This is a genomic window from Christensenella massiliensis, assembly GCF_040409835.1.
Taxonomy (GTDB): domain Bacteria; phylum Bacillota; class Clostridia; order Christensenellales; family Christensenellaceae; genus Christensenella; species Christensenella massiliensis.
The window spans coordinates 1421431-1444385 of record NZ_CP117826.1; the positions used below are offsets into that span (position 1 = coordinate 1421431).

Annotated in this window: 23 protein-coding genes and 1 tRNA gene; 7 read left to right on the forward strand and 17 right to left on the reverse strand. The window is 52.3% G+C overall.

Features of this window, described 5'->3' with window-relative positions; all coding sequences use genetic code 11:
• Positions 1 to 11 precede the first annotated feature (11 nt).
• Positions 12 to 1172: a uroporphyrinogen decarboxylase family protein gene (locus PUP29_RS06850; RefSeq protein ID WP_353422795.1), complete on the reverse strand. Its 1161-nt coding sequence runs from the start codon at positions 1170 to 1172 to the stop codon at positions 12 to 14.
• Positions 1173 to 1339: 167 nt separating this feature from the next.
• Here PUP29_RS06850 and PUP29_RS06855 point away from each other — a divergent pair, with 167 nt between their 5' ends.
• The 3 genes from PUP29_RS06855 to PUP29_RS06865 all read left to right on the forward strand — a co-directional run bounded on the left by PUP29_RS06855 (position 1340) and on the right by PUP29_RS06865 (position 4894).
• Positions 1340 to 3142, forward strand: coding sequence for a cache domain-containing sensor histidine kinase (locus PUP29_RS06855; RefSeq protein WP_079546601.1), 1803 nt, complete (start codon positions 1340 to 1342; stop codon positions 3140 to 3142).
• Positions 3135 to 4676: a response regulator transcription factor gene (locus tag PUP29_RS06860; RefSeq protein WP_353422796.1), complete on the forward strand. Its 1542-nt coding sequence runs from the start codon at positions 3135 to 3137 to the stop codon at positions 4674 to 4676. The genes PUP29_RS06855 and PUP29_RS06860 overlap by 8 nt, the downstream gene beginning before the upstream one ends.
• A 141-nt stretch (positions 4677 to 4817) precedes the next feature.
• Positions 4818 to 4894 (forward strand) — tRNA-Val (locus PUP29_RS06865).
• Between the two features lie 62 nt (positions 4895 to 4956).
• Here PUP29_RS06865 and PUP29_RS06870 read toward each other — a convergent pair.
• Both PUP29_RS06870 and PUP29_RS06875 read right to left on the reverse strand, forming a co-directional pair.
• Entirely contained in the window at positions 4957 to 5145 is a 189-nt protein-coding gene (locus PUP29_RS06870; protein WP_079546599.1) for a phage holin family protein, read from the reverse strand.
• A gap of 472 nt (positions 5146 to 5617) precedes the next feature.
• Positions 5618 to 5785 carry a hypothetical protein gene (locus PUP29_RS06875; RefSeq protein ID WP_353422797.1) on the reverse strand — a complete coding sequence of 56 codons (168 nt, stop codon included), beginning with the start codon at positions 5783 to 5785 and terminating at the stop codon, positions 5618 to 5620.
• Between the two features lie 124 nt (positions 5786 to 5909).
• On the opposite strand from PUP29_RS06875, the gene PUP29_RS06880 reads away from it, so the two are divergent.
• From PUP29_RS06880 to PUP29_RS06895, 4 genes are all read left to right on the forward strand, one after another.
• The gene (locus tag PUP29_RS06880; protein ID WP_079546598.1) at positions 5910 to 6263 is read left to right on the forward strand and encodes a cupin domain-containing protein; all 354 of its coding nucleotides are present in this window, start codon (positions 5910 to 5912) and stop codon (positions 6261 to 6263) included.
• Position 6264: 1 nt separating this feature from the next.
• The gene (locus PUP29_RS06885; RefSeq protein ID WP_079546597.1) at positions 6265 to 6456 is read left to right on the forward strand and encodes a ferredoxin; all 192 of its coding nucleotides are present in this window, start codon (positions 6265 to 6267) and stop codon (positions 6454 to 6456) included.
• A 75-nt stretch (positions 6457 to 6531) separates the two neighbouring features.
• On the forward strand, positions 6532 to 7218 hold the full coding sequence (locus PUP29_RS06890; RefSeq protein ID WP_353422798.1) for a DUF2461 domain-containing protein: 687 nt from the start codon (positions 6532 to 6534) through the stop codon (positions 7216 to 7218).
• A gap of 92 nt (positions 7219 to 7310) precedes the next feature.
• Complete coding sequence (locus PUP29_RS06895; RefSeq protein WP_353422799.1) at positions 7311 to 7748, forward strand: Hsp20/alpha crystallin family protein; 438 nt, start codon at positions 7311 to 7313, stop codon at positions 7746 to 7748.
• A 45-nt stretch (positions 7749 to 7793) separates the two neighbouring features.
• Here the strand turns inward: PUP29_RS06895 and PUP29_RS06900 are convergent, their stop codons facing one another.
• The 14 genes from PUP29_RS06900 to PUP29_RS06965 form a co-directional block, all read right to left on the reverse strand.
• Positions 7794 to 9062 carry a uroporphyrinogen decarboxylase family protein gene (locus PUP29_RS06900; RefSeq protein WP_079546594.1) on the reverse strand — a complete coding sequence of 423 codons (1269 nt, stop codon included), beginning with the start codon at positions 9060 to 9062 and terminating at the stop codon, positions 7794 to 7796.
• Positions 9063 to 9080: 18 nt separating this feature from the next.
• Positions 9081 to 10136, reverse strand: a complete 1056-nt coding sequence (locus PUP29_RS06905; protein WP_353422801.1) for a LacI family DNA-binding transcriptional regulator — start codon at positions 10134 to 10136, stop codon at positions 9081 to 9083.
• A gap of 221 nt (positions 10137 to 10357) precedes the next feature.
• On the reverse strand, positions 10358 to 10480 hold the full coding sequence (locus PUP29_RS06910; RefSeq protein WP_353424064.1) for a S26 family signal peptidase: 123 nt from the start codon (positions 10478 to 10480) through the stop codon (positions 10358 to 10360).
• Between the two features lie 252 nt (positions 10481 to 10732).
• On the reverse strand, positions 10733 to 11785 hold the full coding sequence (locus PUP29_RS06915) for an aldose 1-epimerase family protein (protein ID WP_079546592.1): 1053 nt from the start codon (positions 11783 to 11785) through the stop codon (positions 10733 to 10735).
• Between the two features lie 81 nt (positions 11786 to 11866).
• Positions 11867 to 12421, reverse strand: a complete 555-nt coding sequence (gene lepB / locus PUP29_RS06920) for a signal peptidase I (RefSeq protein ID WP_079546591.1) — start codon at positions 12419 to 12421, stop codon at positions 11867 to 11869.
• 80 nt (positions 12422 to 12501) lie between these two features.
• A complete protein-coding gene (glmS, locus tag PUP29_RS06925; RefSeq protein WP_079546590.1) occupies positions 12502 to 14328 on the reverse strand; it encodes a glutamine--fructose-6-phosphate transaminase (isomerizing) in 1827 nt (608 codons plus the stop codon).
• Positions 14329 to 14463: 135 nt separating this feature from the next.
• Positions 14464 to 15810 (reverse strand): phosphoglucosamine mutase, encoded by a 1347-nt coding sequence (glmM, locus tag PUP29_RS06930; protein WP_079546589.1) that lies wholly within the window; start codon positions 15808 to 15810, stop codon positions 14464 to 14466.
• A 40-nt stretch (positions 15811 to 15850) separates the two neighbouring features.
• A complete protein-coding gene (gene trxB, locus PUP29_RS06935; RefSeq protein WP_353424065.1) occupies positions 15851 to 16780 on the reverse strand; it encodes a thioredoxin-disulfide reductase in 930 nt (309 codons plus the stop codon).
• Between the two features lie 70 nt (positions 16781 to 16850).
• Positions 16851 to 17417: a YcxB family protein gene (locus PUP29_RS06940; protein ID WP_353422802.1), complete on the reverse strand. Its 567-nt coding sequence runs from the start codon at positions 17415 to 17417 to the stop codon at positions 16851 to 16853.
• Between the two features lie 250 nt (positions 17418 to 17667).
• Positions 17668 to 18066 (reverse strand): RrF2 family transcriptional regulator, encoded by a 399-nt coding sequence (locus PUP29_RS06945; protein ID WP_353422803.1) that lies wholly within the window; start codon positions 18064 to 18066, stop codon positions 17668 to 17670.
• 15 nt (positions 18067 to 18081) lie between these two features.
• Complete coding sequence (locus PUP29_RS06950; RefSeq protein WP_353422804.1) at positions 18082 to 18966, reverse strand: class B sortase; 885 nt, start codon at positions 18964 to 18966, stop codon at positions 18082 to 18084.
• Between the two features lie 114 nt (positions 18967 to 19080).
• On the reverse strand, positions 19081 to 19737 hold the full coding sequence (locus PUP29_RS06955) for a hypothetical protein (protein ID WP_353422805.1): 657 nt from the start codon (positions 19735 to 19737) through the stop codon (positions 19081 to 19083).
• A gap of 46 nt (positions 19738 to 19783) precedes the next feature.
• Positions 19784 to 21982, reverse strand: coding sequence for an immunoglobulin domain-containing protein (locus PUP29_RS06960; protein ID WP_353422807.1), 2199 nt, complete (start codon positions 21980 to 21982; stop codon positions 19784 to 19786).
• Positions 21983 to 22165: 183 nt separating this feature from the next.
• Positions 22166 to 22780, reverse strand: a complete 615-nt coding sequence (locus PUP29_RS06965) for a recombinase family protein (RefSeq protein WP_353422809.1) — start codon at positions 22778 to 22780, stop codon at positions 22166 to 22168.
• Between the last annotated feature and the right edge of the window lie 175 nt (positions 22781 to 22955).

The window sequence follows — 22955 nt, forward strand, 5'->3', positions numbered from 1 at the left end:
CGCTTCCCCTTTCATGTATATGCCATACTGTGCGCTTCCTGCGCAAAGGCCGCGAGCAGCCCGCTCTTCGCTTCAAAAAAGTGATCCGACGGCGCAAGGATATAGCCGCCGCCCTCCCCGGCCTCCGCAAAGCATTTCCGCACTGCCGCACGCGTCTCTTCTTCCGATGCTTCCGTAAAGAAATAGTTCTGATCGAAGCCGCCGATCAGGCACATCTTATCCCCTAAGCTTTCCTTTACTTCGCGCAGGCGGCAGTCTCCCCCCATCGCGGGAGGCGTAAGCGTCTCGAGCGCGTCCATTCCCATGTGGGCAAGGCTTTCAAGAAGCGCCATCTTGCTTCCGCAGAGATGATAGACGATCCTCTGTCCGCTCTTGTGCGCCGCGTCGATCAGCTCCTTGTCGTACGGCGCGACAAATTCGTCGAAGATCGCAGGGGAGATCACGCTTGTACAGCCGTCTCCTCCCCCAAGCTCCACAAGGTCGCACGCCGCCCCTTTCATGCTGGCAATATAATTTTTCTTTCTTCTCTGGATCATGCGCAAAAGCGCGTGCACCCAGCCCGGATCGTCAAACGTCTGCAGGATCAGCTTCTGCGGACCATACATCGTGCAGGCGTCCTGCCAGCAGCCGGGCTGTCCGTAAAAATCGACCGCACCCGGTATATGTGTGCGCACGATCCCTCTGTCCCCTATGCGTTCGCGCGCGTCAAGGCTCGCCTGCACATCCATGAGCGGCATGGGCAGATACCGCTCCAGCACGTCGATATCCTCTTTTTCTTTGATGATCGGCTCTGTGATCCATGTGGTATAGGCGTTCGACTGCAGGACCATCGAAAGCTCTTTTTTCGGTGTGCTGACGCGGCAGCGGACCGTCTGATATTTTCCGGGCAATTCCTCACGTGATACACGCCACTCATCGGATATGATGACCGGAAGCTCTAAAAAACCGAGCTCTCCCTGCTTGGGATCGCAGGCCTCCCCTCTTGCTTCGTCCGGCTTTTGTACGGCGATCCATTCGATCTCGTCAAGCCCATACCGTTCAAAGAACTCCCGCTTCGATATTCCCCCTTCCGACCGCTCCAAAAAATAAGGCAGCACATGATGCGTCGTTACGGGCAATACATCGGGCTTTTCCAGTGCAATTGCTTTCAGCATTCTTTCCCTTGCAGTCACCTGATCTCACTCTCCTTTTACCGTAATAGTAGAGCATGCGGATAGCCTCTGTATAGTTTAATATTTGTATAAAAAATTAAATAATTATACAAAATATTCTAACCGGAAATATTTTCTGATAAAATAAGATATAAATGTATCAGAGTCGGTTCTATGGGATGTAAGAATTGAAAAAATTGTTTGCCACGTTTTATGCTAAATTCAAAAGCAGGGGCCTTTTCTTTCAAATCACCTTTGCAAATGTGCTGATTATCGCGGTTGCTATCATTGTAGTAGCCTCTATTATGATTTCCTCTTTTTCCAGCGTCGCTCTTGAAAAGGAAGCATTGCTTGGCAAGGAGGCTGTCCGCAAGATACAGTCTTTCACGGAGGAAAAATATAACCGTGCCTATAATTTATCCAATTATATGCATACCTCCGGAAATGTCGGAAGCTATTTTTCCAATATTCTTTCCGATCCAAGCTATGCCTATCACTATGATACGATCAAATTTCTTGATAACTATCTGCTCAGCGTCAGCAGCTCAGGATCGGATATTTCCGAATATATTCTCGTAACGCTGAATGGAAACGTATATGCTTCTCCCTCGAGCAGCGGCCGCACCGTTTCCCCCAGCTTTGATTATTTTACATACACGCCGGTACAGGAGCTTCTCGCCGGTGAGGATAATATGCTAATCACCTATGACGCCGCCCCGCCCTATATCAGCGGCACATCAGGCTCCTCTCCCGAGCCTGTCGTTTCATTTATCGGCAAGATCTTTGACCCCGCCGCATTTCCCTCAAGGCACGTTGTCGGCATCTATATCATGAACATCCCCATCAGCGCTTTCGATGAAGCCTATCAGGAGCAGGCCTCCCTATTCAAAGGAGAGCTTTATCTCGTAAACAAGACCGGACACATCCTGTTTTCCTCTGATCCGAAGGAGGAAGGGCATTATTACAGTTCTGCAGAACAGGCTGCCGGCAAAAATACGACGATAAGCGAGGCCAATGTCGGGCTTTCCGGCGTGCGCGTCGTCAATATCGTCTCCGACGCAATGCTTTCAAACGATATTTATCCGCTTCAGCTGCAAATGATCTTTGTGCTGATCGTGTGTATCGCCGTGCTGACGCTGCTGGTATTTTCCCTGCTTAAGGTCTACAACAGGCGCATCTCCGGAATCGCATTTAAAATGCAGGAGATCAAGGACGGCGATATCTCCGTCCGCCTGCCGGTGGAATCAAGTGATGAGATCGGCATGCTTTCCTCCTCGTTCAACGATATGTGCGAACGGCTGGACGATTATATCAAGCGGAACTACGATGCGGAGATCAGGCGGCGGACCGCCGAGCTGAACGCGCTTCAGGCACAGATCAATCCGCATTTTCTGTTCAACACCATTGAAAGCATTCGCATGAAAGCCGTGGAGGAGGGCAATATGGAGATCGCGCAGATGCTCTCTCTTTTAGGCAACATGTTTCGCTGGAGCATGCGTTTCGACGAAAAGATCGTCTATATTGAAGATGAAGTCGATTATATTTCGTCTTACCTTCAGCTGCAGCGTTTTCGGTTCAGCGACAAGATCGACATCGATATCTCTGTGCCGGATAGTCTGCTCGATTACGGCATTCCGAAGCTCGTGCTCCAGCCCGTTGTCGAGAACGCCATCATGCATGGTCTGTCCGCTGTACCAGCGCGTGGGCTCGTCATGATCCGCGCGAAAAAGCGTGGGCGCGATATCGTATTCCGTATAGCGGATAATGGGATAGGCATGACGCACGGGGAGCTTTGCGCCCTGCGGAAAAGCATTGCGGGCGAGTCTGCGGACGGCCGCTGCAGGATCGGTCTGAAAAACGTACACGAACGCATACAGATGCTTTTCGGAGAACACTATGGTATTTCTGTTGCAAGCAAAAAGCACCGCGGAACATTGGTCTCTGTCCGCATCCCCTGTATGTCGAAGGAGGAAATGCAAAAGAATGTATAAGGTAATGATCGTGGATGATGAAGCCAGCATACGAAGCGGCCTGAAAAGTGTGATCTCATGGGAAGACCTCGGTATGGAGATCGTATGCGAGGCGGAAAACGGAAAAGATGCGCTTAATAAAATAGAAGCCTTTCAACCGACGGTCGTATTGACGGATATCCGCATGCCTGAAATGGACGGCATCGAATTATTGAAGCGTATCTCACAGCAATATCCGAATATCAAGGTTGCCGTTCTTTCCGGATATGATGATTTTGACTATGTACGCACCGCTATGCGCCTCGGGGCCGCAAACTATCTGTTAAAGCCCATCGATACGGAAGAATTGATTGCCGCAATGCGCGAGATCCTTGAAAATATCGGCGCCGACGTACAGGAATTTTTAAAGTACCGCGAATTTTTGCAGCTTCTCCAGAAAAATACACTCAACCGCGTAATCACCGGTCAGATCCCGCTTAAGGAGCTGCGTGAAAAATGTGATGTTTTAGGGATCTCTTTTCAGTCCTCCTGTATGTATCTTGCCGCCATCCAGTTAAACGTACAGGAAGAGGACCATTGGAAAATATATGCGACGCTCAACATTTGCGACGAGCTCATTCATTCTCCGAAGGATTGCTATATTTTTCCGGATCTCCGCGATAATATCATTCTTCTTTTCAAGGACGAGCCCGATACTTCGCGGATACAGCGTCTTTTGGAGGATTGCATCTATCACATCCATAAATATCTGGACACAAGATGTGCGGCGGCATTCAGCGGCCCTGCCTCCTCTCACCGCGAGCTTCCCAACACCTATAAGGATTCGCTCCGTCTGTTGAATTACCAGCTTTTATATGGGCTCGATAAAGTTTATTCTTCCATAGAATATGAAATATATAAGATCGGGGAAGCGCCCGCGTATGAACAGCTTCAATATGAAAACATTCTGACTCTTATCAAAAAAGGAGACAAACAGGCTGTCCGGCAATATATCGGCGGGCTTTTCAGCGAAAACCGGTATATCAATCCGGAGACGGTCAAATATTCGATCGTCAATATTATTTCCTATGTTCTTTATCATATGGAAGCCTATGACATCTCCTCCATCTATCTGCAAAAAATCAAAGGAGCCATCTACGCAAAATTGCAGACTGTATCCTATGCCGATCAACTGAAAGACCTGCTCATCTACTTCTCCGACGCGATCATCGGGCAGCTTCGCAGTACCTCTCCGCATAACTACTCTTTTGCCGTTAAAAAAACGATCGAATATATCAATGAAAAATATTATGACTATAATATTTCCCTGAAAACGCTGGGAAATGCGCTGAATATCAATCCCGCCTATTTGGGGCGTCTGTTCAAGCAGGAGACGAATGAATTTTTTTCCGATTATTTAAACAAAAAGCGCGTTCAAAAGGCAAAAGAGCTGCTTATGACATCGGGCGTCAAGGCAAACGAGGTGGCGGAGAAAGTCGGATTTTCCAGTATCAGTTACTTTTATACCGTATTCAAAAAATTTACCGGGCAGAATCCCGGCGATATCCGCAAATAGCTTTCTGCCCGGCATTTCACACGGGTATAAAGGCAGCGTCTTGTCTGCCGTGTTATTTTTTCTATTTTTTAAAAAATCCTTTTAAACCGTTCGGAAACATGATATAATATTTATTGTTCAGCAAGTTCGCAGTATAGTTTTGGAGGCATAGCTCAGTTGGTCAGAGTACCTGCTTCACATGTAGGGGGTCGCTGGTTCGAGCCCAGCTGTCTCCACCAGTTACCATAAAGCCCGCTTAAACAGCGGGTTTTATTTTATCTGCACACGATTTTTACACATTTTATAAATAGCGATAGCAAAAAAACGGAGGCCGAAGCCCCGCGGCAAGAACACCTTGTGTGATCGCCGTAAACACAGTTTCCAGTATCGCATTCGCCGTTTCAAACGGTATACTCCCAACAAGTACCCATAAGAGCGATAACACAATGTCGATCACTCCGAGGCAGACCGGGATGCACTTATCCTGCAACCGATCCGATTCCTCTTTCTTTTCTGCAAAAAAGCACGCACGCTCTCATCAGCTAAGGGCTTGTAAATGTCCCCTTTTAACGCCGATTCGGTCGCTACCACTTTTTTGCGGTACGCGCCTACAGCGCGTTTTATTGTCAGTCAAGAATTTAAATTCCGTAGGTTCTCCGCGCCGCAGCAAACTACACTGCACTGGAAAGCCCCGCTAAAAAGCGGGCCTTTTGCATTCGCTCCGTTTTCCTCCTCCGTAAAAAAGTCGTGTTCACGCTGCCTAAGCCCTTGTAAACGCGGGCTTTGGACGGCAACTTGCTCCCCAACTTTTTACGGATATGTACTTGCGGTGCGGTTTATTGCATGTGAGAATTTCAATTTTGGGTAGGCTGTTCCAATGGGAAACCGCTTGTATGCGGTTTGTTTTTGTGTGCCAACTTAAAAGAGAGCCGCCTGCGGCACAGGCAGCTCTCTTCATACGGTCATGCGTTCTTTTTTTCTTCGTCTTCATCCACATCGTCAAAACGCAGGAAAGCCGCTGAAACGCCGTCGTCCTTGAATGTATTTACCTCATCGGTCTTCGTATCCGTCATAACGACCTCATCTTCCTCCACAAATTCTCCGGGGTTGATATCTCTTTTTCTCATCATGCTACCTCCTTTTATCGTTGTATATTGTTAAACGCATTTTTGAGGGATAAACATCTCCAAATTATGGTTTGCATGCCGAAAAAAGGATTATAAAAATAGAAGAAGAGAGAAAAGGAGCCAAAAAATGGAACAAATGATGAAAAATATTTCTGTCGCCGAGGTGCTTCCCTTTGCGGATCTGGTAAACTATTCGGAGGGGCAGGTTGCCAGCAGAACGCTCGCTCAGAACGATGCGGTGAGTCTCACCCTATTCGCGTTTGATCAAAATGAGGAGATCAGCACGCACGCCTCACACGGAGACGCGCTCGTGATCGCTCTTGACGGCATTGGCGAAATCACGATCGACGGGCAAAAATATAAATTAGAAAAAGGCGAAGCGATTCTAATGCCTGCCGGACATCCTCATGCAGTCCGCGCGATCGGGCGGTTCAAGATGTTTCTGGCAGTTGTATTTCCTCCGCCGGAAAGGAAGGATTGATATGAAATACGCAAAAATCGAGGATGGTTGTATCGGCTGCGGCTTATGCGAGAGCGTATGCCCCAGCGTATTCCGCATCACAGACCGCGGTCTTGCAGAGGTCTATGGCGAGATCACCGGCGAGAACGAAGCAGACGCTTATGAAGCGGAAAACGGATGCCCCGTGGGCGTCATCTCCATTACGGAGGACTGAAACCGGGCCTGCCCTGCGGCAGGCCTTTTTCGTGTTCTGCTCTTATGATACAATAATAAAAAGGAGGATATGCCCATGCCGCTCTCAAAGCAAACGCTCCAATTTCTTGCGGAAAACCGCTTCCGCAACAGCAGAGAATGGTTCCACGCGCACAGACCGGATTATCTGAACTATGTTCTGGCGCCTATGATCCAGTTAGCGGAGCAGCTTGCACCCGCTATGCAGGCAATCGATCCGCTGATCGTTACAGAGCCTAAGGTCGGCAAGGCGCTTTCCCGTATTTACCGGGATACGCGGTATTCACACGATAAATCTCTGTACCGGGAGGTCATGTGGCTCGTATTCTCCCGCGGGAAAAAGGAGCTGGCAGCTCCGCCCGGATTTATCTTTGAATTTTCCCCGCAGGGCTTCCGGTATGGCTGCGGCTATTACAGCGCGCCGCCCCGCACGATGGAAATGATACGCCGAATGGCTCTTGCGGAAAACGATCCTCTCTTCCGCAGAGCATTTCAGGCAATGAAAAAACAGGATGCGTTCATTTTGGAGGGTGATTTTTATAAACGGAGCAAATGCCCGGACGCACCGGAGGCGCTTCGCAGCTGGCTGGACCGCAAAAATTTGCTTTGGATCAAAAACAGTTCGGAGGCCGAGCTGTTGTTTTCCTCCAGCCTCAGCACCGTTCTCGCGGAGGGTTTTCAGTTGCTTGCCCCGGTCTATGCATTTTTGTGCCGTGCTGAGGAGCGTCTTCTCATAGAGCGGTGACCCGTTCACATTCTTTTTACAAATTCATACGTTTAAAACTCTGCCATGTTGGTATTATTGAATTATAAGAAGTAAAAAGGAGATGGATAAAAATGGCAGGATTGATCCCATTTGGTCACCGGCATGGTATTTCAAGAGGCTTTGACGACCTCGGCTTCTGGGATGGAAGCTTTATGCGCAGCTTCTTCAACGGTTCGGACGGATTCACGAATTTTAAGGTGGATGTGAAAGATTTAGGGGAGCGCTACGAGATCGACGCCGAGCTTCCGGGCTTGCACCGGGAAATGATCGACGTTTCTTATGACGACGGCATTCTCACGATCAGCGCCGACATGAATGAAGAAACCAAGGCCGAAAAGGAGCATTATGTGGTAAACGAACGCCGTATGGGCCGTGTTTCCCGCTCGTTCTCGGTAAGCGACGTAAAGGAAGATGAGATTTCCGCAGAATATAAGGACGGCGTTTTGAAAATCGTTCTTCCTAAAAGCGGAGAAGAAAAAAAGAAGTCAAAAAAAATCGATATCAGGTGACATAAAAAAGGCCCGTGCCGCAGAGCGGTACGGGCCTTTTTGCGGTTATTTATCTTTGTTATAATCCCTGATGGCTTCAAACATCGCCAGAATGTTTTCCGTCGGCGTGGGCGCTTGAATATTGTGGATCGTATTGAAAACGAACCCGCCGCCCGGCGCGAATATTTTCAACCTCTCCAACACTTCGTCGTACACCTCGTCCGGCGTGCCGAACGGCAGCGTCTTCTGCGTATCCACGCCGCCGCCCCAGAATACGAACCTATCTCCGTACTTTTCTTTCAGCATATGCGGATCCATTCCGTCGGCAGAGCACTGCACGGGATTTAAGATGTCGATCCCCGTTTCTGCGAGATCGTCCAGAAGATTAACGATCGAGCCGCAGGTATGATACATCACCTTCCAGTTCGTGTTCTCGTGTATCCACTTGTTGACTTTCGTATGGTACGGCTTATAGAACTCCCGGTACATATCCGGTGAAATAAATTCGCTGCGCTGCGTACCGAAATCCGTTCCGCTGACCTGTATGACCTGCGGCATATCCCCAAGCGCTTTTTTCAGCTTTCCATAGGTCTTGAGCGCTTCCTCCACAAGATAATCGTATACATCGTGCACATATTCCGGTTCCGTGTAATGCGCTACCAGCCATTCTTCCACGCTACGGATCCCTTTCGTCACTTTCTGGCCCGCACCCGGAATTGCCGCCGCGTCCCCGGGGCCGCACATAAAATTCCCCACGTTGATGCCATAGCCCGTATTTTCATAGTAATCGGCCACACGCCCGCGGATCGACTCTACCACCTCGTCCGTCATACACGCGAAATCGTTTTTGAAATCCTCGCGGCCGTTCAGGTTTTCATGGCTGATGTCTCCCTGGCGGACGAGATTGTCGAAATAATAGCCGCCCGACGGCATTTTCGCGCTCGGCGGCACAGATCGGTCGCCCTGCGGGTATACATAGGTGTTGCCTTCTTCATCCACCCTTGTTTCAAAGCCTTCTCCCACCAGCACGTCGATTTCCCGCACTTTCCATGGCTGCCAGCTTTCGTTCTTGTTTCCATAGCAGGTGTAGGGCGAGCATACCCCCACTATGTCGATCCCCAGCGCTTCGATCACATCGTCTTCCACCAGCCCGAGCACCTGCATAGGCTCGTAAACCTTGACCGGACGCTTTTCGAGCCCCAGCGCCTCGCGCAGGCGCGTAAGCGCGACCGCCGAAATCCCCGTCACGAGCGAGCTCCCCAAATCGACGACCACCTTGCCCGGGTCTTTATGATCCAGCGTTTTCATCAGTCTTTCTCTTGACGTACTTCTCATTGCTCTTTCCTCCCTGTGTTATCTGTCTTCCCCGGTAAACATGTCATATTCTTGATCTTCCACATTATCTTTCACCCGGATGTCGATGCGGGTAAAAATCCGTTCACGTCCCGGCTCCTTGCCCAGCGCGAGGTATTCGTACATCAGTTTGACCGGAAGGCAGCCCTGCAAAAACGGATCCTGCGCGATCGTGTAATCCGCGGTTCCGTTTTTTATATGCTCTACTGTCCCGGGCAGGGTATCGTAACAGGCGAGCCTTATTTCCCCGGCCCGTCCGGAATCTGCGAGCGCCGCTCCCGCTCCGGCCTGCCCGCCTCCCGTCATGCAGATCCCCGCAAGGTTTTTCCGGCTGTCCAGCAACTCTTTGACCACTTCATAGGCCCGCTTGTCGGACTCTCCCGTTTCACGGACGTCTAAGAGCAATTCGTATTCCCCCTGCTCCTGAAGCGCCTGCCGAAAACCCGCAGCGCGCTGCATGTGGGCGAGCATATCCCGACTGCCCGGCACCACCGCGACTTCCCCCCCCTGTGGGAGCATTTTTCCCATCAGCGTCCCGGAGGCGCGCCCCGCCGCGAAATGATCCTGCCCGACAAAGCAAAGACGCTTCACCCCCGTGAGATCTGAATTACAGGTGATGACGGGAACTTTTTCCGCCGCGCACGAAACCGCCTCCCGCACAGCCGGAACGTCCAGCGCCGCCATAATAATACCGTCCGTATGCTCTTCACTGAGTTTTCTCAGCATCGCCGCCTGCGACGCTCCGTTCAATTCAAACCGTTCCGCGACCCGGAGCCTTACCCCATAGTGCGCGTAAAATTCTTCCGCCGCGCGTACCCCCCGCAGAAGGTCCGCATAAAAGGGGCTGCTTGGAACGAGCACGTCGAGTGTCACTGGGTTTTGCGCCGCTTTCAGGGCCTTTGCGACCGCGTTCGGCCGGTAGCCCGTTTCGCGCATCACCCGCTCGATTTTCTCTTTCGTTTCCGGGTTAACGTCTCCTCTCCCGTGGATCGCCCGATCCACCGTTCCGCGCGATACGCCCGCAAGCTCGGCGATCTGTTTGATCGTAACTCCCAAATTCTATCCTCCTACTCATTCCGTGCTCGAGCACGGTTTATGGGAAAACTATACATCTTTTTTCGGGCGCTGTCAACTCCCCGGCTTCACTTTATCTGTGAATACTTTTGGTGAGCCTCCAAAACGACATGCGCCGTGCAAAATCCGGCTTTGCCTTACGGCCCTTCAAGCTCCCGCATTTTGTCAAAAGGATACAGAACGGCAAATGCGTACCCGACGCTCTAATCCTGCCGGGCCGGGCCGACGATCCGGCTGTCCGTCGAGTTTGCCCGATTGTTCCCCATCACGAATATCGTGTCCTCGGGAGAAGTAAAAAGGAGATGGATAAAAATGGCAGGATTGATTCCATTTGGTCACCGGCATGGTATTTCAAGAGGCTTTGACGACCTCGGCTTCTGGGATGGAAGCTTTATGCGCAGCTTCTTCAACGGTTCGGACGGATTCACGAATTTTAAGAAGGACGGCGTTTTGAAAATCGTTCTTCCTAAAAGCGGAGAAGAAAAAAAGAAGTCAAAAAAAAATCGATATCAGGTGATACAAAAAAGCCTGCGCCGCTTTGCAGCGCAGGCTTTTTACTATATAACGGCCGTCATGCCCTATAGAATCTTTGCGACTCCGTCTTTGCCCTCGGCTACCCCGATGGTAAATTCAAAATCCTTGATCTCTCCGGGCTGTAGCATGATCAGCTGTCCGCGGCTGCGCGCCATGTCGCGCCCTTCGGGCAGGCTGTTTGAAGGTTCGAGGCCCACTACATAATCGCCTTCACCCATCATTTTCCATTCCCCGAAGCGGCCGAACTGTTCCCGGTTGAATTTCACATATCCGCCCAGACCGAGTTTTTCATTATACAGACATGCATAGCTCTCGTCTCCTTTTACCTTGGGAATATCATGATAGAATACCTGCTCCTGATATCCGTGCGTTGGTTTCTCGAATTTCATATAACGGTCGATCCCTTTTTCGCCTTCCGCGTCGCGCGCGCGTACCTTCGTTCCTTCCGGTTCGAGCAGCACTGTATCCTCGCTGACCAGCGGATAACCGAAATTACAGTGATACAGGAGCATAAACGGCGCTTCGCTATGCCCGCAGTTTTCCACCCGGTCATGCACATGTACGCATGGTTCGCCCATTTTTACGGTGAATTCCCGCGTGAGCACCATATTTTCGCCAAACACGGCGCTTTCTGCAACTTTTCCCCGGATGCGGATCACATAGTCGTCTCCTTCCCATTCCCGGCTGACGCCCACGTCATACGCGGGTGTATTGCTAATCCGTCCGTGCAGGCCGAGCTCTTCTCCTTCATCCGTACAGGGAGCGCCCATATAGGTAAGGCCGCAGGTCGTCATGAGCCCCGCGAAAAAACCGCGCATGAAGCAGAGTCCGTCTTTTTCAAAATAGGCCGGACCCACAACGCCTGTCTTCCCGATGAAAGCGACGGGGGTTCCTTTATATTCCGCCCACGCGATATCCATTCCCCGGGATGGCAGGATCGAAAAAGAAAATCCGCCGCCCGTCCTGACGTCGATCACGCGCACGCCGTCCGCTTTTCCCGCAGTCAGCACTCCCTCGCGCGCGTCCGCGATCTGCGACAGGTCACCTACACGCTTGCACAGCTCTTCTTTTGTCATGTCTTTTCCAAATAACTTCATTGCGTATTCCCCTTTCTTAAGGCATGTTGCCACAGTTTATTAGTTCGCCCCCATAAAATGCTCCCGCCGTTTTCCAGCCGGTCAATCTCCGTCCAGCCCCCGCATTTTATCAAAAGGATACAGAACGGCAAACGCATGACCGACGATCTGATCCTGCCGGACCGGGCCGACGATTCGGCTGTCCGTCGAATTTGCCCGATTGTCCCCCATCACGAATATCGTGTCCTCAGGAACGGTCACCGGCGCCATATCCTCATACGGCTTCGCGCTGACATAATCCTCCGCGAGCGCCTCTCCGTTGATGTACACCGTACTGTTCCGAACCTCCACCGTTTCGCCGGGGAGGCCGATCACACGCTTCACATAATTATTGTCCGTGCCGTCCGAATAATGCACGATCACGATATCTCCGCGCTGCGGCAGTCCGGCATACCGGCTCACCTTTTCCACCGCAAGGCGCTCGTTCGTATAAAGCGTCGGCTCCATAGACGGGCCGTCCACCAGAATGATCTCAAATAAAAAGGCGCGCACCAGAAGCGCTATTCCGACGGCGATACCGACCGCCAGTATCCAGCCCCATATATTTTTCTTTTTTTCCTCGTTTCGCTTTGCAGCTCTTGAACCCGTTTCCGCCATATACCTCTCTCCGTATTCCATCGGATCGTGTGAAAAAACCGCCGGGAAAGGCCGTCTCCCGGCGGTTTTCCGAGTCTGCTTTATTCTACTGTCACGCTTTTGGCAAGGTTCCTCGGCTTATCCACATCGCAGCCCTTCTGTACCGCCATATAATAAGCGAATATCTGCATTGGGATAATAGAAGTGATCGTCGCTTCAAAATCGATCGCATCCGGAATGGTGACGATCTTATCCGCAACGTCCTTTACCATATCTTTATATTTCTCCTGCGTGACCACCATCACGACCGCTCCGCGGGATGTGACCTCTTTTACGTTGCTGAGACACTTTTCGATCAGCTCGCCCTGCGTCAGTACCGCGACGACGAGCGTTCCTTTCTCGATCAGCGCGATCGTTCCGTGCTTGAGCTCTCCGCCCGCATACGCCTCGGAATGGATATAGCTGATTTCCTTCAGCTTCAGGGAGCCCTCCATTGCCATCGCATAATCGAGCCCGCGGCCGATATAGAACACGCTGTGCTCCGTAAAATGCTCATAAGCAAATTTTTGCAGCAGCTCCTTGTTTTCGATCACCTTTTTCGCGTTTTCCGGCACCTTCTGCAGCTCTGCCACATAGGTATGGTAATCCTCCTTTGAAAGCTTTCCCTTGGCATAGGCAAGCTTGAGCGCGAACATATAGAGCGCCATCAGCTGCGTGGTATATGCTTTTGTGGACGCAACGGCGATCTCAAGCCCCGCGCGCGTATACAGCACCTTGTCCGCTTCACGGGCAATCGTGGAGCCGACGACATTTGCGATCGCCAGCACGGACGCACCGCAGCTTTTTGCCTCGCGGAGCGCGGCGATCGTATCCGCCGTTTCTCCCGACTGGCTGACCACGATGACAAAATTGTCCTCGCTTATGATCGGATTTTTATACCGGAATTCCGAGGCGATCTCCACCTCGACCGGAACGCGCGCGAATCTCTCGATGATATATTTGCCCACATACGACGCATGATACGCCGTGCCGCACGCAATGATCGTGATTTTTTTGATTTCAGCGAGCATCGCGTCGTCGATCCCGATCTCGTCAAAGTTGATCTCTCCGTCCTTGACACGGGGATTGAGCGTATCCGCAAGGGCGCGGGGCTGCTCTTCGATCTCCTTGAGCATAAAATGGGGATAGCCCGCCTTTTCCGCCTGCGAAACGTCCCATTCCACAGTGAACAGCTCGCGCTCGATCGGGTTCAGCATTTCATCATACAGGCTCACGCTGTCTTTCTTCACAACGGCGATCTCTCCGTTGTTTAAGAAATATACGTCGCGCGTATATTCCAGCAAAGCCGGGATATCCGACGCGATCAGATTTTCCCCCTGTCCTACGCCTACGACGAGCGGGCTGTCTTTGCGCACCGCCACGATCTCGTCCGGAAAACGCTCGCACACGACGCCGAGCGCATAGCTTCCCTTGAGCTTCGAGATCGCCTGCGCAACTGCTTCCTTCAGGTCGCCCTCCAGATAATAGTCGATCAGATGTGCGATGATCTCCGTATCCGTTTCCGATACGAACGAGACCCCTTTCCGTTCCAGCCATTCACGAAGCTGTAAATAGTTTTCAATGATGCCGTTATGCACAATGGCAAGATTGCCCGCCGCATTGGTATGCGGGTGCGCGTTGATCTGGTTTGGCTCGCCGTGCGTTGCCCAGCGGGTGTGCCCGATGCCGACGGTATGCTCCGCGCATTTCCCCTCCACCATCTTCCCGAGCTCCTTCAGCTTGCCCTTTTCTTTATAGATGGTCATTTTTCCGCCGTCCAGATACGCGATGCCTGCGCTGTCATATCCGCGGTATTCCAATTTTTTGAGCCCGCCGATCAGAACGGGGATCACATTTTTCTCTCCTACATATCCAACAATTCCGCACATAATATCTCTCCTGATTTTAGTTTTACTAAGCCGAGATATTTCTATTATATCCGATTTTCCTCTAAAAAGAAACATGAAATCCGGCGCGCTTCCCGGCAATAAAAAAGGAGCGCTGCTGCACGCTCCCCGCCTTTTTTATTTCAGCCGTTTTTCGATCAGCTTTGCCATTGCCACCGCCTGCTTGGTGATCGCTCCTTTGTCTTTTCCCTCGAGCATCACGCGTACCATCGGCTCTGTCCCCGACGTCCGGATGAGCACTCTGCCCTCTCCCCGGAAATCCTGCTCCAGCTTTTTGATCGCCGCGAGGATCTCCTCGTCCTTATCATAGTCATGCTTTTTCTCGTCGCTGACATATGCGTTCACGAGCACCTGCGGATAAATGCTGACCGGGCGCGCAAGACGCGCGAGCGGTTTATCCTCCCGCTTCATCACGGACATCAGCTGTACGCCCGAAAGGATTCCGTCTCCGGTCGTGTTATGGTCGAGGAAAATAATGTGCCCCGACTGCTCTCCGCCGAAATTATAGCCGCTTTTCAGCATTTCCTCCAGTACATATCGGTCTCCTACCCCTGTGCGTACAAGATCGACGCCGTTTTCGCGGAGCGTCGCTTCCATCCCCATGTTGCTCATGACAGTCGCAACGACCGTATTCTTGCTGAGCCTGCCCCTCTTTTTCATATCGAGCGCACAGATCGCCATGATCTTATCGCCGTCCACCACACTGCCGTGTTCATCCACGGCGATCAAACGGTCGGCGTCGCCGTCAAATGCAAGCCCCACGTCTGCGCCAAGCTCGGAAACCAGCCTGCACAGCTGCTCCGGATGTGTGGAACCGCAGTTTTCGTTGATATTCGTACCGTCCGGCATATTATAGTAGGGGATGACCTCCGCCCCGAGCAGCTTGAAGATCCACGGAGCAACCTCGCTCGCCGCGCCGTTGGCACAGTCGAGCACGACTTTCATTCCGTCAAGACGCACGTCCGTCGTTTCCACGACGAAATCCATATAATCCTGCGCGGCCTTTTTCAGCCGGACGCGCCTGCCGATTTTTTTCCCGGTTGGCTGCGGCACGGTCTCCGAGCCGTTCATAATGATATTTTCAATGCGGTCCTCGATCTCGTCCGCCAGCTTGTAACCGCTGGAATTAAAAAACTTGATCCCGTTATACTCCACCGTATTATGGGAAGCGGAAATGACCACGCCCGCGTCGTATCCCGAATGCCGGGTGATATAGGCAATGGCCGATGTGGGCAGCGTGCAGGCCACCACCGCTTCCGCGCCCGCCGAGCAAATACCCGCCACAAGAGCCGATTCCAGCATATCGCCCGAGCCGCGCGTATCCTTTCCGATCAATATCCTCGCACTGTGAAGCTCGTTCGTCAGGCAATAAGCCCCCGCCCGTCCGAGATCGTAAGCAAGCTTCGACGTGAGCTTTTCGTTTGCGATGCCGCGCACGCCGTCCGTACCAAAAAGTCGTGCCATAGTATACCCCTTATTTTGAATTTCTCCCGCAGGGAGCTCTTTATTTTTCCTTTCCCGCCTGCACGGCACAGCCGAGCCCGAGGCTGTTGTCTGCGGCGACCGCGCCGTCCGCGACCGCAGTAACAATCTGCCGCAGCCGCTTCGTGCGGATATCTCCCGCGCAGGAAACGCCTGCGAGGTTCGTCCGGCAAGTCTCGTCTGCCCGAATGAAGCCCGCCTCGTCCAACTCAACCTGTCCGCGTACGAGCTCTGTCTTCGGCGTCTGCCCGACCGCGATAAAAATTCCCGCAACGCCGAGCTCCTTTGTTTTTCCCGTTTTCACGTCTTTCACCGTCAGGCTTTGCACGGCGTTTTCACCGCTTATCGCCTCCGGCGTATGGCTCAAAACAAATTCTATGTTCGGCAGGGCCGCGGCCGCGTCCACCAGACCTTTCAGGGCGCGGAACTGGTCGCGCCTGTGGACAAGATAAACCTTGCTGCAGAATTTTGCAAGATAAAGCGCGTCCTCCACAGCCGTATTGCCGCCGCCGACCACAGCGACGTCCCTGCCGCGGAAAAAAGCGCCGTCGCACGTCGCGCAATAGGAAACGCCCGCACCCGCAAGCTCTTCCTCTCCTTTGACTCCCAGCTTTTTCGGTGACGCGCCCATCGCCAGAATGACCGATTTGGCTTCGTAGGCATTTTTCGCGGTCGTGATCTTTTTGACCTGTCCGGTCAATTCAAACGCCACGATCTCTTCCGTTACGATCTCCGCTCCAAGGTTCTGTGCCTGAAGCTTCATGCTGTGGGCAAGCGCCGCGCCCGTCACTTCATTTTCAAAGCCGGGATAATTATCGATGATATGGCTGATCGCCATCTGCCCGCCCGCAAACGCGCGCTCGAGCACGAGCGTCCTAAGCCCGCCCCGGCACGCATAGATCGCAGCCGTAAGGCCTGCCGGGCCTGCTCCCGCTATAATAACATCATATATCATGCGATTCTCTCCTTTTTGCCGATCATACTTTCTTCATCATATCATAAACGTCCTGCAAACACAAAATTCAGTTTTTTTGCCGGAAATACCGTTCTTCCAATTTACGGGCGAGAAAAGCTGAAAATCCGCTGCTGTCCGCAAGCTGATCTTTCGGGATCAGAAACGCTTCTGTTTCGCTGATAAACAGATAGAATGCTTTCCGCGTTTCCCACCCGCATACGATGCTTCCATACGGGAATTCCGCGAGCGACTCCCTGTTTTCCTCCGGTATCGATTCGCGCACCTCCATCTGCTCTTCCGTAAACCGGTATTTCTGCGGGCTTTCCACCGCCTCGCGCACCAGCTTATACTGCCCTTTCGGCTGTACATACAGCGCCGTTGCAAGCGCGGAGACAAACGCTGCGCCCACACCGAGCAGCAAAAACAGCGGAAACACGCCAAGCGCATTTTCAAGCGCAAAGGCATTGCATACGCAGAGCACGCCCGCTGCGCCGACCACCGCGGCAAGGGCCGTCATATATTTCAGAAATCCGCTCTTTTTCCCGCCCGCGCTCCTCTTCTGAAGCAGTGTAAACATCCAGTAATCCCGGAACACCTCATAATCTGTTTTGGTCGTAAAACAAAATTTTTCCATCTGCCCGCCTCCGTCCGCTCTTATTTTACACCATGAGCGGAAAAATTTCCATTCTATGCAAACGGGAGATATGGTCTTTCCATATCTCCCGAATTTTTCAAAAAGTCTTGCTTCTGCACGGCCGGACACTTTTTCGGGTTTGCGCCAGCGGCCTGATTTCACGATCACCGCGAAGCATCCCGGTATCCGGCCGGGCTTCAGGCGGATGGACCCCGCTCCGGAGGAACACCGTATTGCCGCCGCGGTCAAATCAAAGTGTTTTTTCTGCGGAACAGCCCGCATAGATCTCTTTCAGCTTCAGCCCTTTCAGCCTTTCCACGCTTTCCTCCCATATTTTCAGAAGATGGCTGTGGAAAAGGTCTCCCTCCGCGGCTTTCCAGCCTTTCTCACTTTGCTTTTCCGGCTCGAACAGCGCCACGACGTCATACAGGGTGATGATCCCGTCCTCCGCCGCCAGCCGAAAGCCGCCCTTGCAGCCCTGCTCCGATACGACCAGCCCCGCGTGCCGCAGCTCGTTCAATATCTTTATACAGTACTGGTGCGTGATGCCGACGCCCCGGACGAGCTCGCTTACCGTCGTGACCCCGGGCCGACGCATCATGAACCCCAATATCCTTACAGCGTAGACCGTCGTCGCCTTGATCCGCATATCCCTTCCCTCCGTTCAGCCTGCCGCCGTTTCCGCAGCTTTCGCTTCCTTTTCCGCCTTGCGCGCTACGACAACCATTCTGCCGTTCTCCTGCGAATATTCGCACGTCGTCAGCGTGATGAGCTCGTCGCCGTATTCCGGCGTCACGCCCGTTTCATACAGCTCCTGCTCCTTGATGCTCCGCACAAATTCATCGAATTCTTCTTCCGTCTCCGCGTCATAGAACTGATAGAATTTGAATACGTCCGTTTCGCTCTTTTTGTATATCTTCGACAGGAATACCGCCGCGATCTCGTATTCCTCTTCCTCATAGAGCGTGCTGTAGCGTATCGTCGGGTGCTCCTTATAAAACGCCTCGTCCTGATAGCTGATGAGCGTGTGGAACATCGTTCCGTTCTTCATGTTGTGCCCGTGGATCAGAAGATTCGTGCTGCGCGGCTCTACCGTGCAGTTTTTATCGATGAAAAGGCACCCCTCCTTCGTCGGGTCATCCTCCTTTTCAAAATTCCGGTACAGGTAGTACTCTCCGTCCTCCGGCGTATACATGACCGGATAATCCACCTCCGTCCCCTCTATCGTGATCCAGCCCGCAATATCGCTGTTCTGCTCATACAGCGTCTGCATAGCGGGAAGCATCTGCTTTTCCGTGGGCGCCGCGCTCGGCACGGGCGTGCTGACGCTCGCCGTTTCCGTCGTAACGTGCACGGGCCGGGGCGCGGGCTGCGACATCGGCAGGGCGGCGGCAAGGATGATGCATACCGCCGCGGTTGCGGCTGCCATGATCACGATCCACAGCCTTTTTTTGCCATTCGGCTTTCTTTCCTTCGGACGTACGGCCTGCGCCCTGCGCCTTTGCCGGCCGCCCGTATTGCTATGATATCCGTTGTTGTTTCGCTCCATTGGTCTTCCTTTTCCGTTCTTCCCGCAAAAACGCCGCAGGGCGGGGAGTGATCCCCGCCCGCCGCGTTCTTACTGCTCATAGGTTACTTGTGCGTCATTGTATGGATAAAGTTATTACTTATGAGAAAACACTTTTTTGCCTGCAACGACCGCTACCGCCGCGGCTGCCGCAATGCCGACTGCCGCGAGCACCCAAAGGTCCGTTGTCGCGTCGCCGGTCTTCGGAACGTCGTCCAGTTCGTCAGCGTTCTGGGAATCGGACGGCTGCGCGCTCGGCTCACCCGTGGGCTCAGACGGCTGCTGCGTCGGCTCGGACGGGTCTTCGCTCGGCTGCTGCGTCGGCTCAGACGGATCTCCGCTCGGTGCCGGGGCCGCTTCTACCGTGCCGGTTACCGGTGCTACCGTTTCTTCTACATCACTGCTGCCATCGCTGCATACTACATTTGCCAACGCAAAGCTGTACGCTTCTCCTGCCTCACCTGTTACTGTGTAGGTATAAGTTACAGTCGCGCTATTGACGCTCGCAAATTTGTTCTCGTTGGCTGCCATTGCACCTGTCGAACCTTCAAAGTGAAGATTGTCGCTTGCCTGAACTTCCGCAACGACCGACACATCAGACGTTTTTATCGTAAATGTTATCTGATCGCCTACCTGCGGTTTCGGATTATCCACACTGATTACCGGCTCCGCCGCCAATGCGGTCACGCTCATTGCCATGACCAATATTGCCGCCATAACAATCGATATAATTACTTTCTTTTTCTTGTTCATTCTATTTATCTCCTAACGTTTACTTTTATTGTCTCAATCGCCTATATTATGCAATCAGAGCTTGCGCGAGCTGTGCTAAATCTGTCGGAGTAATTGCGCCATCGCCATTCATGTCCGCAGCTTCCGCAGATGCGCCCGTCAATTCGCGTTCACCAATCAGAGCCTGTGCGAGCTGCGCCAAATCCGTTGCAGTAATTTCACCGTTTCCGTCCACATCGCCCGGAATTACGACCGGCGCTTCATCGCTTACGGTCAATACCGCGCAATAAGATTTCGTTGTTACCTTATACTGGTCGTTTTGAACAACGCAATAATATTTCGCACCGTCCATTTCCACGGCTGCATCTTTTACCGTATAGGAGGCTTCCGTCGCGTCTTTGATCGGCTCACTGCCCTTGTACCACTGGTAGGAAAGCCGTGCCGCGGGTTCTACCGTCGCTTCCACGGAGAACGTCGCGCTTCCGCCAACCGACACCGTAGTATTTTGCGGCTGTGCGGTGATCTGCGGGTAATGGTCCCTTTTATAGGTCACGTACGCAACATCTGAAAGAATCGACTCACCATTTGCAGTCGTCTCCGTGCCCGATGTCTTTGTCGTCACTTGAAAACGATAGCTGCCTGTTCCATAGGTTCCGAGCCAGTTATTAAAATAACTTGTGCCAATGTTTACCAATATCTTTCCATCCGCGTTTGTTGTCGCGTCTACCGTTCTCGCTGTGCTTATGTTTATCCAGCCTGTATCGTCTGTTTTGGTCGGGTCCCATCTCTGTGCCTGAACCTCATATACCGCCGTCGAACCTTCTTCGACTGGAGCAATCTGAATCTCCAGTTTCAGATTGGCTTCATCGCCCTGTTTCACCGTCACATTTTCCGGCTGCGCGACGATTTCGGGGATCAGCTCTCTATGCTGGAGCGACAATGTTGTTACTGTGTTGTCCTCTCCTGCCTTATTAGCTTCTGCATCATCCGCATTCGTTACGACACAGCGGTACTGATTTCCATTCTGTACATCATCCGCTGCAATGGTATAGGCTGCGCTGTTCGCGCCTACGATCGGCGTCCAACTTCCCGTTCCGCCAATCTTTACTTCCCACTGATAAGCGATCGCATCACCGTTGGTGATCTCAGCCTCTACCTCAAGCGTTACGGGGTCTCCTTCAAACACCGTTGTTGTAGTCTCATATTTTGGCGTAACAGTCGGGTCTGCGGAACGTTCATTGACCGTGAGCTGCGCCACTGCGGAGGTCGCCGTCTTGCTCTCTTCTCCGCTGCCGCTGGTCACTACACAGCGGTAATAGCCCGCATAGTCGGATGTTACATTCGAGATCGTCAGCTCCGGCGCATTCTGCGAACCTGCCACCTTACGGTAAGTGCCTTTTTCTGTTGCACTTCTCTGCCATTCATAGCTCAAGGCTGCGCCGTTTTCAGCCGCCGCATCGATCGTGAACATCACATTCTCGCCTTCCAATACCTCCGCGGACTTCGGATTGGAAACGATCTCGATCCTTCCGTCCTTTGCGCGGACATTCAGCGTAATCGGACTTTCTTTAGAACTTCCCTCTAATGGATCGGAATAGCCCGTGTTTATTACGACACAATAGTATTTCCACCCATTCATCTCCGCCGTTACCGGATCGAGAACAAGCTCTTCGCCCGTCGCGCCGGAAACCGCTTCCGCCGCGAGGTCCTTGCCCGTTTCGTCCTGTTTGATTACATACCACTGGATCGAACGGCTGCTTTCCGGATTCATCGTGATTTCGGCCGTCAGCGTAACGGAAGCCCCGTCCACGACTTGTGTGCCATCCTCCGGTTCTGACGTCACCTCTACCTGTGGCTTTTCGTTACTCGGAACTTCATTGGGCGTAACGGTCAGTTTTGCCGTCGGATTCGGTGTTGCCTCCTCTATTCCGTTGCTTACAATGCACTGATATTCCCACCCGTTCATGTCAGCCGTTGTCGCGGGCGTCGTGTAGGAAGCCGTATTGTCTCCCTTTCCGTCCGTTACATTTTCAAATGCGGCATTTTCGCCCTTTTTCACCTGCCACTGGAATGTAAGTCCAGCAGGAAGGGCCCCTCCTTCACTTTCCACCGTAAACGTTGCAGGTATTCCCTCATCTACCGATACTGCATCAATCTTGAGGTCGTTCGGTATCTCCGACGCCGCCATTGCGCTCATCGGCACCGCCAGCGTGACCAGCAGCGCGATCACGACAAGAAGCGCCATTCTTCTTCGTCCTTGTTTCATGTTCTCCTCCTTTTTTTCTCATAAGTCATACTTTTCGGGAATGCAAAAAAACGCAAAAAAGCTCTTGATTTTTACGGAAATTTTGCTAAAATGTTAAGAGACGTAGGGATTTATTAAAATCCTTATAGGTTACAAAAAAGTATAGTTACTTGTAAATCGTGGAATGTGTTAATAGAAAGGGTTTCAGCGGCATGAGGACATGCCGTTTTTTTGATATTCCTTTACCTTGCGGTAAAAGGTGCTCTGCGGGATCCCCGTTGCGCACAGCGCTTCCCGCACCGTGATTTTTTTGCCGCGCCACTCGCGGTACACCGCTTCAAAATTTTCGGGAAGCGGAACCTCCGGCCTGCCGAACCGCACGCCGCGCGCCTTAGCCGATGCAATGCCCTCTGCCTGCCGCCGCCGTATCGTTTCCCGCTCATTCTCCGCCACATACGATAGAATTTGCAGCACGATATCTGCGATGAGCGTGCCGAGCAAGTCCTTTTGCTGGGACGTATCCAGCAGGGGCATATCGAGCACGGTAATATCTGCGCCTATTTTTTTCGTGATCAGGCTCCATTGCTCCATCACATCCCGATAGTTCCTCCCAAGCCGGTCTATGCTCTTTACGACCAGCCGGTCGCCCTTTTTCAAACGCTTCAACAGCCGCTGATAGGACGGCCGCTCAAAATCCTTTCCCGACTGCTTATCCAAAAATATATTTTTCTTCGGTATTTCAAAACGGCGGAACGCATCCGCCTGACGGTATTCCTTCTGGTCCCGCGACGAGACCCGCATATACCCATACGTTGCCATGTTTGCCCTCCTTTTCCGTAAAATGCACACAAAAATGTCTTTCCGCCCATTTTCTGTTTCCTTTCCAACGCAGAGCCAACCACCCGAACGCCTGCGCCGGTAAGCACGGCGCAAAGACATTCCCGCATTATTTTCCGCTGTTTTCCGATCTACAAGAATATGCGGTACCGTTTCT

Bases quoted from the DNA above. Each gene is read 5' to 3' on its own strand.
- PUP29_RS06860 (WP_353422796.1), top strand. From the start codon at position 3,135: ATGTATAAGGTAATGATCGTGGATGATGAAGCCAGCATACGAAGCGGC.
- PUP29_RS06875 (WP_353422797.1), bottom strand. From the start codon at position 5,785: ATGATGAGAAAAAGAGATATCAACCCCGGAGAATTTGTGGAGGAAGAT.
- PUP29_RS06880 (WP_079546598.1), top strand. From the start codon at position 5,910: ATGGAACAAATGATGAAAAATATTTCTGTCGCCGAGGTGCTTCCCTTT.
- PUP29_RS06885 (WP_079546597.1), top strand. From the start codon at position 6,265: ATGAAATACGCAAAAATCGAGGATGGTTGTATCGGCTGCGGCTTATGC.
- PUP29_RS06890 (WP_353422798.1), top strand. From the start codon at position 6,532: ATGCCGCTCTCAAAGCAAACGCTCCAATTTCTTGCGGAAAACCGCTTC.
- PUP29_RS06895 (WP_353422799.1), top strand. From the start codon at position 7,311: ATGGCAGGATTGATCCCATTTGGTCACCGGCATGGTATTTCAAGAGGC.
- PUP29_RS06900 (WP_079546594.1), bottom strand. From the start codon at position 9,062: ATGAGAAGTACGTCAAGAGAAAGACTGATGAAAACGCTGGATCATAAA.
- PUP29_RS06915 (WP_079546592.1), bottom strand. From the start codon at position 11,785: ATGAAGTTATTTGGAAAAGACATGACAAAAGAAGAGCTGTGCAAGCGT.
- lepB (WP_079546591.1), bottom strand. From the start codon at position 12,421: ATGGCGGAAACGGGTTCAAGAGCTGCAAAGCGAAACGAGGAAAAAAAG.
- glmS (WP_079546590.1), bottom strand. From the start codon at position 14,328: ATGTGCGGAATTGTTGGATATGTAGGAGAGAAAAATGTGATCCCCGTT.
- glmM (WP_079546589.1), bottom strand. From the start codon at position 15,810: ATGGCACGACTTTTTGGTACGGACGGCGTGCGCGGCATCGCAAACGAA.
- PUP29_RS06940 (WP_353422802.1), bottom strand. From the start codon at position 17,417: ATGGAAAAATTTTGTTTTACGACCAAAACAGATTATGAGGTGTTCCGG.
- PUP29_RS06945 (WP_353422803.1), bottom strand. From the start codon at position 18,066: ATGCGGATCAAGGCGACGACGGTCTACGCTGTAAGGATATTGGGGTTC.
- PUP29_RS06950 (WP_353422804.1), bottom strand. From the start codon at position 18,966: ATGGAGCGAAACAACAACGGATATCATAGCAATACGGGCGGCCGGCAA.
- PUP29_RS06955 (WP_353422805.1), bottom strand. From the start codon at position 19,737: ATGAACAAGAAAAAGAAAGTAATTATATCGATTGTTATGGCGGCAATA.
- PUP29_RS06960 (WP_353422807.1), bottom strand. From the start codon at position 21,982: ATGAAACAAGGACGAAGAAGAATGGCGCTTCTTGTCGTGATCGCGCTG.
- PUP29_RS06965 (WP_353422809.1), bottom strand. From the start codon at position 22,780: ATGGCAACGTATGGGTATATGCGGGTCTCGTCGCGGGACCAGAAGGAA.